Raw genomic sequence first — 12,323 nt, forward strand, 5'->3', positions numbered from 1 at the left:
ACATCAACCAGCGCCTAACCCGCGAACAGTCAAAGGCTGTCGCACGGGCTGTGCCTATTTTAGGTCGCCCTGCTGCTAGCACACGTCGAGGGCGACCAACTTTTCGGGGATTCCTACCCATTGATTTCAAAGGAATCCCCTTAAATGCTGCAAATTCAATACTTCCTGCCGACCTCTTTAGGAGAGTCGGCACAGCCTCCTGCATCTGTAAACTTCACAGGCCAGCCGAGGCGCAGACGATTACGCCTGTATTTGGTAGGCTCCGAGGCCGATACCCGTAGCGCCATCGATAGCCTGCACGTCTTGGGCTACGCTGAGCGAATTGAGTGGAGCCGTGCGATCGCAATTCCCGAAAATGGCTTGCTCATTTACCGCGACCCTGGCGACGTCCTGCACTACCTGCAGCGCTACCGTCCCACGATTCCGCCAAACGCATAACCGTAGGCGGCCAGCACCAGCTAGATCTCGGGGTTCTTAAAGAACCCCGAGATCTGACAAGCGCCTACCCCTTTAGCCGCCGATCCGCTCTAGCCAGCCGCGACACTTGCCAGGGTTCAACAAACCGTAGGGGTCAACCTGGGCCTTAAAGTCCACCTGCACCGGGTCTACCGTCTTCATGCCGCCATCTTCAAGCATGTAGGTATGAGGGTTGGCAATTAGTGCGCCCTGCTCCTCGTGGTACTGAATAATTTCAAACAGCCGCTCATCAGTTGTATAGCGCACCACCTGCAGCGCCGCCGGAACCACCTTGCCGCCCACTCGGAAATACTCCAGGTGCATCATCACCTCATCTCCGAAGTGATGGTAAAGCTGCTCGATCAGCTCCAGGTTCGCGTCCGTTAGAAACAGCGTTTGCAGGTAAGTCAGCGAGGGAACCACACTGCGCCCGTGCAGCGTAGTGTGGTTCCAGGTAAATTCTGCTAAGAGGGTGCCTTTGCTGGCATCTTGTGCCGCCTTGCTATAGGTAACCGTTCCGCCAAACGCCTTCACTAGCTCACCAAAGGGTTCTATATTTGGCTCGGCTACCATCAACAGAGCAGCGGCTTTGCCCTCAGGCAAGAAGGGCTTGAGCGGCACAAAATAGCTGGGAATCGGCCACGCATGAATGCTGATCATTTTCTTGATGATGCCGTCAGCATCGCCCAAAGCCTGACCAAAGCGGGCAGCGGTCATAAAGTCATCGAAGGCGACAATTACCTCGGTCCAGGGGTAAGCAGGCCCCAGCGGAATTTCTAGCTCGGTGATAATGCCGTTGGTGCCGTAGGCGTGGTTGACCTTCTGCACCTCATCGCCCCGCAGCTCAATCACGCGCGGTTCGTCTTCCATCGTCACCACGCGAACGGCGATCAGGTTGCCTCTATCTCTCAACTGCCCGTACAGCACCGAACCAATGCCGCCGCTGCCGCCGCCGATAAAGCCGCCAATCGTTGCGGTGCGGTAGGTAGAGGGATACATGCGCAGCTCCCAGCCTGACTCGCGCGTCACTTTATCGATAGCAGATAGCTTAGCCCCCGCCTCCACACAGGCAATCCCTGGCTTCACCCACTTGACTGCATTCATCCGGCTGAGGTCGAGAATGACCCCACCTTCCAGCGGAATGCACTGCCCATAGTTGCCGGTGCCCGCCCCCCGGACGGTAACTGGCACTTTCGCTGCCACACAGGCCTTAGCCACCTTGAGCACTTCGGCCTCGGTTTTGGGCCGCACCACCAAGTCTCCCGTCTTGTCGGCTAGCTGCTTCACCAGCACTGGGCTGAAGTTGTAATAATCCTTCGACAGTTTCTCAACCTGGCCCGGCTCTCGGATAACTTCAATATCACCAAGGGCTGCAACGAGAGCGTCCCAGTTAATTGCAGGAGTACTGGTAAGGGTCATAGGGCTGGAATACGGACTGACAGCAATTCCAGTGTAAGGCCCAACAGCCTGAGCCTGTCTGTACATCTGACAACCTTACATCAACTCGTACCTTGAAAAATTGCAAAAGGGGCCAAGCCTTTCGCATCGAACCTTGGGCAAATTGCCTCAGATTACAGATGGAATGCTTCGCCCCTACAGCCTATTGACCAGTGTGGGAATTTATCGGTCTACAGAGCCCATGATGATGTCGATGCTGCCCAAAATTGGCATGATGTCGGCAACCTTCATGCCGCGTACCAGCTGGGGCAAAATTTGCAGGTTGACAAAGTCAGCGGCGCGAATTTTAAAGCGCCAGGGGAAAACGTTGTCGTCTCCAATGATGAAGACACCGAGTTCGCCCTTGCCGCTTTCGACTCGAACGTAATGCTCACCTGCAGGAATTTTGAAGGTGGGAGCAATCTTCTTGCCGATGAACTGATACTCGAAGCCGTTCCACTCCGACTTAGGACCACCCGCAATCCGCTTGGCTTCCAGGTTTTCGTAGGGGCCACCAGGAATTTGGTTACAGGCTTGCCGGATGATCTTCACCGACTCGCGCATTTCCCGAATCCGCACCACGTAGCGGGCCAGGCAGTCCCCAGCAGTTTCCCACTGGATATCCCAATCAAAGTCGTCGTAGCACTCGTAGTGATCGACCTTGCGCAAGTCCCACTTAACGCCAGAGCCACGCAGCATCGGACCTGAGAGGCCCCATGCGATCGCATCTTCCCGCGAGATTGTGCCAATGCCTTCAACCCGGCGGCGGAAGATGGGGTTGTTGGTGATTAGCTTCTCGTACTCATCGACTTTAGGAATGAAGTAGTCGCAAAAGTCGAGACACTTATCGATCCAGCCGTAGGGCAGGTCGGCAGCCACGCCGCCAATGCGGAAATAGTTGTTGTTGACCATGCGGTAGCCGGTCGCAGCTTCCCACAGGTCATAGATCATCTCCCGTTCCCGGAAGATGTAGAAAAATGGAGTCTGAGCGCCCACGTCTGCCAGAAAGGGGCCAAGCCAAAGCAGGTGGTTGGCAATGCGGTTTAGCTCCAGCATGATCACTCGGATATAGCTGGCCCGCCTAGGCACTTCAATATTGGCTAGCTTTTCTGGAGCGTTCACCGTGATGGCTTCGTTGAACATGCCCTCAGCGTAGTCCCAGCGGCTCACGTAGGGCACGAACATAATGTTAGTGCGGTTTTCGGCGATTTTCTCCATGCCACGATGGAGGTAGCCAATGACCGGCTCACAGTCGATAACGTCTTCGCCGTCCAGGGTCACAATCAGGCGCAACACCCCGTGCATAGAGGGATGGTGCGGTCCCATGTTGAGGACCATGGGTTCGGTCTTGGTCTCAATTCTTGCCATAGGGTCAGCGAGGTATGTCTGCTTGGTCTAGCCCAGGGTGTCTGCGGGGTTTACCGGCAGGTGGCTCCCTTTATGCATCTTAATGTGATTTTCCTGCCTTTGTAGATGAACATCGCCTATATAGACCATTTAAGTTCAAAAACTAGGCTCCAAAACGATGCGTACATCCTTGCTGCTGCTGCTCGTCATTGCGCCTGCGATCGCAGGTGTTGCCGTGTTTGGCAGAGCAGCTCTGATCGACTGGGATAGCCTACAGCAGGCATATCAGCGGTTTGAGCTGACGATTCAGACCTCAGACGACCTCACCCAAATCTTCATTGCTGAGTCTTTGCAGTCAATCCACCGAATTAACCTGTTTGCTGACGGAGTTTGGACCTTGCTCAGCGCCATCTTAGGGGCCATTGGCCTACATGGCCTGGAGCGGCATCGGCTCTAGCTGGCAAAGACGATGGGCCGTAACCAATTGCAGTAGACTCAATCGAGGGGCGCAGAGCCCTTTTTGTGCGCTAATCTACAGCCCTTTTCACCTGCATTCGCCACCCATCTACTCATCCACCCCAGCCCGTAGCTTCCTGATCTGAAAATCGCTGTATGACTGCTGAGCCCCCCACCTTTGAACATATTCCCGTCTTGCCCCAGGAAACCATTGCCGGGCTGCAGCCCCGACCGGGAGGGCAGTATCTCGATGCCACTGTGGGCGGCGGCGGCCACAGCAAGCTCATCTTAGAGGCCGACCCTACAATTCGGCTGACGGCTTTGGATCAAGATGGGGCTGCGATCGCAGCGGCCCAGGCTGAACTGGCGGAGTATTGCGATCGCATCACCTTCTGCCGCAGCAATTTTGCCGAGTTCAAACCTGGTAACCAGCAGTTCAACGGCATTCTGGCAGATTTGGGCGTCAGCTCTGCCCAGTTCGACATTCCAGAACGCGGCTTTAGCTTCCGGCTGACCGCCCCGCTAGACATGCGCATGGACCAGCGCCAAGAGATTTCCGCCGCCGAAATTGTCAACCACTGGGAGGAAGTAGAGCTCGCCCGAATTATCTACATCTACGGCGAGGAGCGGCTATCTCGACGCATTGCCCGCCAGATCGTCGCCCAGCGCCCCTTCAACACCACCACCGAACTAGCAGACGCCATCTCCAAGTGCGTTCCCACCAAATACCGCTATGGCCGCATTCACCCCGCCACCCGCACCTTTCAGGCCTTGCGCATTGCCGTCAACCGCGAGTTAGAAGTGCTGGAGCGGTTTCTAGAACTCGCCCCCACCTGGCTGGAGCCAGGTGGCCGACTGGCCATCATCAGCTTCCACAGCTTAGAAGATCGAATCGTCAAGCACGCCATCAAGGGCTCGCCCCTACTCTCAGTAGTCACCAAGAAACCCATCATCGCCACTGATGACGAGATCCAGCAAAACCCCCGCGCTCGCTCGGCCAAGCTGCGTGTGGCAGAGCGGAGGGAAGACGACATGGGAGAGGGGGAACGCGGAGAGTGGAAGACGCGGAGAGGTAGAGATAGATAGGGGAGGTAAAGAAGGCCAGCCCCGTAGGTTGGCGTCAAGCGTAGCGCGACTCAACATCCTAAAAGAGGACATGGGGGCGCGTCAAAGACTCGCCTCCGGCAGCACCAACTGATCCGTCGGTGTTACACCCGTAATAGACAGGGTAAATTCAACCGAACTGCCGCCATTGCCGCTCCAGCCAACAACTTGACCCTCAGCATTGAAGATAGGGTCATTGTTGTAGGTAGTCACCGCCACGTAGTACAGGCCCGACTGCGGCAAGATGTAGTTAGTAATTCGGGATTGAAGGCGGCTGAGGTCATCGTTCTCGACGAGTAGTCGGCCCTGGCTGTCAAACAGAAATATCTGAGAGTCGTCATCAAAATACAGCAGACCCGGAAAGACTCGGTTCACGTCCACGTCGATTGTGACTTGATCGCCCAGCCCACCGACAAAGGTAAACACCCGGTAGTCTTGACCTACAGCTCCTGCTGATACACCTGAGCCGGTGCGCATATCGATCGGCACCGTGGGCGTTAGCGCTGGAATATTCGTGTCAAGCTGGCGAGCTAAACCCGCCACTGCGAAGCCTTCAGCCTGGCGGGCGCGCTGATTATTAGAGGGGATATAGGGAACGCTGGAGAGCGTTGCGATCGCACTCTCCCAATTCAAAGGAGGAGCCACCTCTGGCACCAAATCTGCCGGAATAAACTGAGCTAGGGCTGTATCACAGTTTGTAAACCTCGGTACCGTCCTAGGATCATCACGCCAGGTTTTAAGCTGCTGGCGAAAGGCAACCAGCGTCGCCCGATTGGCGGGGGAAATCTGCGGCAGCGCCATCAGAGCGCCAGTATGATCCACCGCCTGATTCCAATCACCGCGACAAATCGCCACCTGAATATCTTGCTGCAGCGACTGCACCGTTTGAGCCAGAACGCCGCGCGCCGGAAAAACGCCGACAGCAGCCAGTAAGAGGGCACACCCCCAACGTCTGATCAAACTCTGCATACTCGCCCCCTATGCCAAAGGTTTTTAAGCAGGCCATAATCAACACTAGTGTATGCCTGACTGGGCATTCCCGGAAAAAATCCGGGAACCTTGAAAGCATTAACTGAAAGCACTGGCAGAATTGCGATGCTGATCAGCTCTGGTCTTCAAACGTCGCAATCGTTCCCTGGGATTAATGGCTATGGGTCACAGCACATGAGTGTAGGCGAACACGACAAGCTCAAGCTAATGGTGGTAGACGACGAGCCAGACAACCTAGATCTGCTCTATCGCACCTTTCGCCGGGAATTTCAGGTTTTCAAAGCTAGCAGCGGTCTTGAAGCCCTGACAATCCTAGAGCAGGTCGGAGAAATGGCCATCATCATCTCCGACCAGCGCATGCCTAGGATGAACGGAACCGAATTTCTTAGCCGCACCGTAGAGCGGTTTCCCGATACCATCCGGATTGTGTTAACGGGCTATACCGATGTCGAAGACCTGGTAGAAGCCATTAACTCGGGCAAAGTCTTTAAGTACATCACCAAGCCCTGGAATCCCGAGGCGCTCAAAAATGTGGTGCTGCAGTCTATCGAAACTTACCGGCTAGTCAAGCAGCGCACCCGAGCATTGACCCTGGCCCTCCGGCGAGAGTCTCTGATCAACGCAGTCATGAGCGCAGTCCGAGAATCTTTGGACTATCACAGCATGCTGCAAACAGTCGTCGATACCCTAGGCGAACGGTTCGAGGCCGACCATGTCATCCTGCGGCCTCAAGAGGATGGGTGCCCCAAGCCTGAAACCAGTCCCACGGCTCCCACTCCCATCTTTCAATACCCGACCCCACCAACGGCATCCGACAGTCATACTGAAGCGGCCCCAGATCCTCTCTGGCCAGTACTGTACAGCCACCATCTCAAGCAAGAGAGCCACATCAAGTTCGAGGCCGAAGCCACTCTAACCACGATTGACCACTCCCACCAGCCTATTGCCGTCCTGACGCTGCCCCTAATCTTTCAGCAGCGCTGCCTAGCAGTCACCTCTCTCTACCAGGTTCGATCTCCCAACTGGTCTGAAGAAACCCTCGATCTGATCCGCAGCGTAGCTGACCAGGTGGCTCTAGCAATCGCCCAAGCACAGCTTTATCAGCAGGTTCAAGAGCGAACTCGGCAGATGCGGGCAGAGCTAGAAGTCGCTCGCCAGATCCAAATGAACCTGCTGCGCCAGAGCTGGCCCAGTGTCCCCGGTGCCAAAATTCAGGCCCGGTGCTTGCCAGCCAGCGAAGTAGGCGGCGACTTCTTCGAGGTCCTTGTCCACCCCCAAGGAGATGTGTGGCTGGCAGTCGGAGATGTCTCTGGTAAAGGCGTTCCCGCTGCGCTGTTTATGGCCAGCGCGATCTCAGTGCTGCGGCGAGAACTCTCCCAAGAAACTTCCCCTGCACCCGACGCGGTGATGCAAAGCCTAAATTCAAGCTTGTTAGACGATTTGGTGAGCAATAACTGCTTCATCACGCTGGTGCTGGTGCGCTACTCTCCCACTACCCGCCACATGACCTATGCCAATGCGGGTCATATCTACCCCCTAGTCTGGTCGCGGGCAGCCCATACACCTCAATATCTAGAGACCCGAGGGGTGCCCTTGGGCATTTTACCGAGCTGGCAAGCCAAGGCTGGGGAACTCGATCTTTCGCCAGGTGATACGCTGCTGCTAGCTAGCGACGGGCTCACCGAAGTCACCCCGGAGCAGGGAGCAGGCAGCCTGGCTATGCTTCAGCAGGCTGGGCTGTGGGCCTTGCTAGAGCAGCAGCCTCCCCCCCTCGATCTCGATAAACTCCTAGAGGCTATTCAAAAGCTGAGTAGTCAGCAGGAGGACGACCAGACAGCCTTATCTCTGGAGGTGCTGCCAGATGAGGACTGAACTGAAAATTCCTAGCGACCTGAAATTTTTGTCTGTGGTTGAGAGCTGGTTACTAGAGTCTCTAGCCACAGAGCTTAAGGAGTCAGAAACCTGGCCTCAGCTGTCTACCCGCTTGCGACTAGCCCTCGTCGAAGCCTATTCCAACGTGGTTCGCCATGCCCACAAAGACAATCCGGAGACGCCCGTCATCCTGCGGCTAACCCTAGACCAGCGCTCTGTGACTCTAGAAATTTGGGATTCGGGGCAGGGCTACGACACAGACACCTACCTGGCCCCTGTCCCTGAAACCTTTCAGGAGGGGGGCTATGGCTGGTTAATCTTAAACCGGCTGATGGATAAGGTGCAGTACCAATTGCGAGCTAAGGACGGGCAGAATTGTCTGATGCTAGAGACTGAGCTACCGATTTTTCAGGAGATGCCCTAGGGGGCTCTAGGGGCTCTGGGGCGCAACCGTAGCGGGCAATCTGCTCAGCCTGATAGCCTGCTTGGAAACCTAGCCAAGTCCAGAGCTGATCGCCCAAAGAAAAGTGCCACCACTCCTGGGGATGTCGCCGAAATCCGGCAGCGACCATTACCCGATTGAGCAGAGTGCGGTGGCGGTGCCACTGCTGCTCAGAAGGATCATCGCTACCCGCAAAGTGGTCAGGAAAAGAGCGGGCCGAAATTTCATCAATGGGCGACCCCATATCCACTTCACTGCCCCGCTGATCGACCAGAGTGACATCTACTGCGGCTCCGGTACTGTGGGGCGGCGGCATGGCCGGATCGGAGCTAGGCGGAGCCCAAAACTGATAGACCTGAGCTGTCAGCGCCTGCCGCTGGTCATCACTTAGATCAGCCTCGTCCAGTCCTTGAATTTGCAGCAGTTCACGAAAGGTGTAGTCCACCATAAACTGCTGTACAGCCACGGGCCGAAACGCATCGAATACCCGAATGCGCCAGCCAGGATACTCTGCCGCTAGGGTGGCTTGGGCCTGAAGGAGTGCGGCCAACACCCCTTGGCGCAGGTAGAAGGGAGATTTGTCAGCGTAAGGAGCCCCTAAAGATTGGTAAAAGTGGGGATCTGCCAGATCAAACTGATCCGGCGGCAGCGGCACTAGGGGTTCACCGCAGTCTTGAATGGGAATGGATTGGTAGGGTTTCATGAGTTTAGCGATAGGCGCACCTGGGGATGTACCCGATGCAAGCGACGGCCATTTCTTACGATTAGGCCACTGGTAGATTAGGCCGCCGATTAAGCTACCAGCGGCAAAGGCGCTGTCGCCGGTAGGCTCAGCCGTTGCAGGATTAGCGTAAAGTCTGCGGCAACAAACTCCTGATTTAGCGGGTTGAGCGGGGGCACATGAATAAAAATGGCCTGGGTCGAGCAGCGTGTGCGCTGGATGAATTCCAGCACTTTGAAATAGAGGTGGTTGCAGACGTAGGTTCCAGCGCAGTGGCTGATCTCGGTGAGTCGAGTACCTGCTATCAATTCAGGTAGGTTTAGGGCAGTTTTGAGGGTTTTGTCCTCGTAGCGGCCATTTAGCTCCAGGCTTAAACAGTGGCGCTTTTCTGCCATGCCGCAGCAGATTAGAACAGCCGGACGCAGTTCTACCAGTTTGGCAATGATATGACAGGGGGCAAGGTGAAAATTGACTGGTACCTGCCGCATCAAAAGGGCATTGTCTGGCAGTTCCTGTCGCTGTTGCAAGCTAACCAGCAAGTCATCCGAAGAGTTTGACCGTTGGTCAGCTTTCCAAGGAGCAAAAGAGGTGAGAAGGATAGTGGACATGACGCTTTGCTTTGGTTAAGCCCATAGAAACCAAGCCGGTGAAAACAAGCTGGTAGAAACGTCATCCTGATGGCCCTGCCAACTTTAGCGTGAAATTTCGAGGGGCGTCGTGAGCCTTTAGGCGGAACTGCGGGCCGACAGGTAGGATAGGGGAGTATTGCTGTTTGCTGGGGAGGCTGCTATGACCTTGATTGCCGTCATTGACTACGACATGGGCAACCTGCACTCGGCCTGCAAGGGTCTAGCCAACTCCGGAGCTACCCCCCACATTACCGATGTCGTTGCCGAGCTAGAGCAGGCTGATGCGGTGGTGCTGCCCGGCGATGGGGCCTTTGATCCGGCAATGCAGCACTTGCGATCGCGCGACCTGGTTCAGCCTATCAAAGACATTATCGCTAGCGGCAAACCCTTTCTGGGTATCTGCCTCGGTCTACAGCTTCTATTTGAGGCCAGCGAGGAAGGTCGAGAAGCAGGGCTGGGCATCCTGCCAGGACACATCCGGCGATTTCAGCCCGAACCAGGCATCACTATTCCCCATATGGGCTGGAACCAGCTCACCTTGACCCAACCCGATGCTCCTATCTGGCAGGGCATTGAGAACGGCGACTGGGTCTATTTTGTCCACTCTTTCTATGCTGACCCTGCCGATCCCGCAGTAGTAGCGGCGACGGTGACGCACGGCAGTCAGACGGTGACGGCTGCGATCGCACGCGATAACCTAATGGCAATGCAGTATCACCCAGAAAAGTCTGCCCCTGCCGGGCTCAAAATGCTGGACAACTTTGTGGCCATGGTCAAGGCCCAAGAACTGGCAGTGAGCCGTTAGGAACAACGGTTTTGGCAGTACGTTCTGGAGATTTTGATTAAGAGCCTGGAATATTTTCACCGGATTTAGAGGCGGGTAATTGCGTCTCTACGAGAAGATTTCAGGGCCTGTTTACGCTGTTTATAAACGCGATCAATTGCGTCTCTATGGATGTCGCTTCGAATTTACGGCAATCGCACCATCAAGACCCTGCCAGGGCAAGACACTCGCCCTACCGCATCGCGGGTACGGCAGGCCCTATTTAACGTCTGGCAGGGCAGCATTGCTGGCTGCCGCTGGCTAGACTTGTGTGCGGGCAGCGGCGCAATGGGAGCCGAGGCGCTATGCCGTGGAGCGGCTGAGGCCGTTGCCATTGAGCTGTCACCCTTGGCCTGTCGGGTTATTCGAGAAAATTGGGAGCGGGTAAGCCAGCCCGACCAAAAGTTTCACGTTATTCGCGGCAATGTTTTGCAGCAGATGGATCGGCTGAGAAACCAGCCCTTTGAGCGGATTTATGTTGACCCGCCCTACGATAGCGAACTCTATATGCCCGTCCTCACCGGCATTGTTCGATTTGGCCTGTTAACGCCGATGGGAGAGGTCGCAGTAGAGCACAACCCCGATATCTGGCAGGCCATTGAGGTGCCAGGCTTGAACTTGATTCGGGAAAAACGCTACGGCACCACCCAGCTGACGTTTTATACTCCAGAGACTGTTTCAGCGTAAGGAGCCAGCTCCCCTTTTGAAAGCCACCCCATCGTTTCTCAAGGTTTTCGAGAGCCGCAAGATGCTGGCTCTGCTGTTTCTGGGCTTTGCCTCTGGTTTACCGCTGTTTCTCACCAGCCAAACTCTGCAGGCATGGATGACTACCGCTGGGGTGGATCTGGGCACCATTGGCTGGTTTACGCTGGTGGCGCTGCCCTACTCGCTCAAGTTTCTCTGGTCGCCGCTGCTAGATCGCTACATTCCTCCCTTTTTGGGACGGCGGCGAGGCTGGCTGGTAATTACCCAGGTGGCGCTAGTGCTGGCAATCGGGGCGATGGCCCTACAAAATCCCCAGCAGGCGCTGACCATGGTGGCCGTCAATGCGCTGATCATTGCCTTTCTTAGCGCCAGCCAAGACATTGCCTTTGATGCCTACCGCACCGATGTGCTAGAGCCCCGAGAGATGGGGGCAGGGGCCGCGGTGGCTGTGTTGGGTTACCGCATCGCGCTGCTGGTAACGGGTTCGGCAGCGCTGATTCTAGCTGACCAGATTCCCTGGCCGCTGGTGTATATGGTGATGGCTGGGCTGATGGGACTTGCGATCGCATTCTCCTTCTTTGCCCCAGAACCCGTCAGCGACTACCACCATCCCGCTACCCTGGCAGAAGCAGTGGTCATGCCGTTTAGAGAGTTTTTCCAGCGCTCCGGCGTCAGTCGAGGCGTTCTCATCCTGGTCTTCATCGTGCTTTACAAGCTGGGAGATGCCCTTGTCAACAACATGGTGACACCCTTCCTGCTGGCGCTCGATTTCACCCAGACCGACATTGGCGCGATTCGCGGCGGCATGGGGCTATTTGCTACCATTGTCGGCACGCTAGTAGGCGGCGCACTGCTAAGCCAGATCGGCATCAACCGCTCCCTCTGGATCTTTGGCATCCTCCAGGCCTTCAGCAATCTGGCCTATTTCGTGTTGTCTCAGGTGGGGCAAAACTATCCCCTGATGATCCTCAGCATCAACATCGAAAACTTCTGTGCCGGTTTGGGCACCGCTGCCTTCGTAGCGTTTCTGATGAGCCTCTGCAACCCCCGCTTCTCCGCCACTCAATACGCCCTGCTCTCCAGCCTAATGGCCGTCAGCCGCGATATCTTATCAGCCCCCGCCGGCCAAATCGTCAAAGCCACCGGCTGGCCTCTGTTTTTTCTGATAACGCTGATAGCAGCGCTGCCAGGACTGGTGCTGCTGCCGTGGTTTGCTCCGTGGCAGGTGAGAGAGGAACAGGGGTGAGGGGGTAGCGGAGACGCGGGCGAGGGAGTGTCGATTTTTGTCTCTTGCCCTTTGCTTGATCAGGTCAGAAGTCACAATGGACAAAGGAAAACCAA

Annotated in this window: 13 protein-coding genes; 8 read left to right on the forward strand and 5 right to left on the reverse strand. The window is 56.0% G+C overall.

What is annotated here, in order from left to right; translation table 11 throughout:
* Positions 1 to 144 precede the first annotated feature (144 nt).
* Positions 145 to 438, forward strand: coding sequence for a hypothetical protein (locus H6G13_RS21755; protein ID WP_242028451.1), 294 nt, complete (start codon positions 145 to 147; stop codon positions 436 to 438).
* 72 nt (positions 439 to 510) lie between these two features.
* Here the strand turns inward: H6G13_RS21755 and H6G13_RS21760 are convergent, their stop codons facing one another.
* Positions 511 to 1,875: an FAD-binding oxidoreductase gene (locus tag H6G13_RS21760; protein WP_190486725.1), complete on the reverse strand. Its 1,365-nt coding sequence runs from the start codon at positions 1,873 to 1,875 to the stop codon at positions 511 to 513.
* 201 nt (positions 1,876 to 2,076) lie between these two features.
* On the reverse strand, positions 2,077 to 3,261 hold the full coding sequence (locus H6G13_RS21765) for an NAD(P)H-quinone oxidoreductase subunit H (RefSeq protein WP_190486727.1): 1,185 nt from the start codon (positions 3,259 to 3,261) through the stop codon (positions 2,077 to 2,079).
* A gap of 157 nt (positions 3,262 to 3,418) precedes the next feature.
* On the opposite strand from H6G13_RS21765, the gene H6G13_RS21770 reads away from it, so the two are divergent.
* Both H6G13_RS21770 and rsmH read left to right on the forward strand, forming a co-directional pair.
* Positions 3,419 to 3,697, forward strand: coding sequence for a hypothetical protein (locus H6G13_RS21770; RefSeq protein ID WP_190486729.1), 279 nt, complete (start codon positions 3,419 to 3,421; stop codon positions 3,695 to 3,697).
* A 155-nt stretch (positions 3,698 to 3,852) separates the two neighbouring features.
* Positions 3,853 to 4,782 carry a 16S rRNA (cytosine(1402)-N(4))-methyltransferase RsmH gene (gene rsmH / locus H6G13_RS21775; RefSeq protein ID WP_190486731.1) on the forward strand — a complete coding sequence of 310 codons (930 nt, stop codon included), beginning with the start codon at positions 3,853 to 3,855 and terminating at the stop codon, positions 4,780 to 4,782.
* An 81-nt stretch (positions 4,783 to 4,863) separates the two neighbouring features.
* Here rsmH and H6G13_RS21780 read toward each other — a convergent pair whose 3' ends face one another.
* Positions 4,864 to 5,769 (reverse strand): pre-peptidase C-terminal domain-containing protein, encoded by a 906-nt coding sequence (locus tag H6G13_RS21780; protein ID WP_190486733.1) that lies wholly within the window; start codon positions 5,767 to 5,769, stop codon positions 4,864 to 4,866.
* Positions 5,770 to 5,964: 195 nt separating this feature from the next.
* Here H6G13_RS21780 and H6G13_RS21785 point away from each other — a divergent pair, with 195 nt between their 5' ends.
* Positions 5,965 to 7,662, forward strand: coding sequence for a SpoIIE family protein phosphatase (locus H6G13_RS21785; RefSeq protein ID WP_190486734.1), 1,698 nt, complete (start codon positions 5,965 to 5,967; stop codon positions 7,660 to 7,662).
* Positions 7,652 to 8,086, forward strand: a complete 435-nt coding sequence (locus H6G13_RS21790) for an ATP-binding protein (protein ID WP_190486736.1) — start codon at positions 7,652 to 7,654, stop codon at positions 8,084 to 8,086. The genes H6G13_RS21785 and H6G13_RS21790 overlap by 11 nt, the downstream gene beginning before the upstream one ends.
* On the opposite strand, the gene H6G13_RS21795 is transcribed toward H6G13_RS21790, so the two are convergent.
* Complete coding sequence (locus H6G13_RS21795) at positions 8,022 to 8,807, reverse strand: M15 family metallopeptidase (RefSeq protein WP_190486738.1); 786 nt, start codon at positions 8,805 to 8,807, stop codon at positions 8,022 to 8,024. The two genes, H6G13_RS21790 and H6G13_RS21795, sit on opposite strands and share 65 nt — an antisense overlap.
* A gap of 89 nt (positions 8,808 to 8,896) precedes the next feature.
* Entirely contained in the window at positions 8,897 to 9,433 is a 537-nt protein-coding gene (locus tag H6G13_RS21800; protein ID WP_190486740.1) for a peptidase C15, read from the reverse strand.
* 181 nt (positions 9,434 to 9,614) lie between these two features.
* Here H6G13_RS21800 and hisH point away from each other — a divergent pair, with 181 nt between their 5' ends.
* The 3 genes from hisH to H6G13_RS21815 all read left to right on the forward strand — a co-directional run bounded on the left by hisH (position 9,615) and on the right by H6G13_RS21815 (position 12,228).
* Positions 9,615 to 10,259, forward strand: a complete 645-nt coding sequence (hisH, locus tag H6G13_RS21805; RefSeq protein WP_190486743.1) for an imidazole glycerol phosphate synthase subunit HisH — start codon at positions 9,615 to 9,617, stop codon at positions 10,257 to 10,259.
* 150 nt (positions 10,260 to 10,409) lie between these two features.
* The gene (gene rsmD, locus H6G13_RS21810) at positions 10,410 to 10,964 is read left to right on the forward strand and encodes a 16S rRNA (guanine(966)-N(2))-methyltransferase RsmD (RefSeq protein WP_190486744.1); all 555 of its coding nucleotides are present in this window, start codon (positions 10,410 to 10,412) and stop codon (positions 10,962 to 10,964) included.
* Positions 10,965 to 11,025: 61 nt separating this feature from the next.
* On the forward strand, positions 11,026 to 12,228 hold the full coding sequence (locus tag H6G13_RS21815; RefSeq protein ID WP_190487030.1) for an AmpG family muropeptide MFS transporter: 1,203 nt from the start codon (positions 11,026 to 11,028) through the stop codon (positions 12,226 to 12,228).
* Positions 12,229 to 12,323 lie beyond the last annotated feature (95 nt).

Origin of the sequence: Pseudanabaena sp. FACHB-2040, from assembly GCF_014696715.1 — a bacterium.
Lineage (GTDB): Bacteria > Cyanobacteriota > Cyanobacteriia > Phormidesmidales > Phormidesmidaceae > JACVSF01.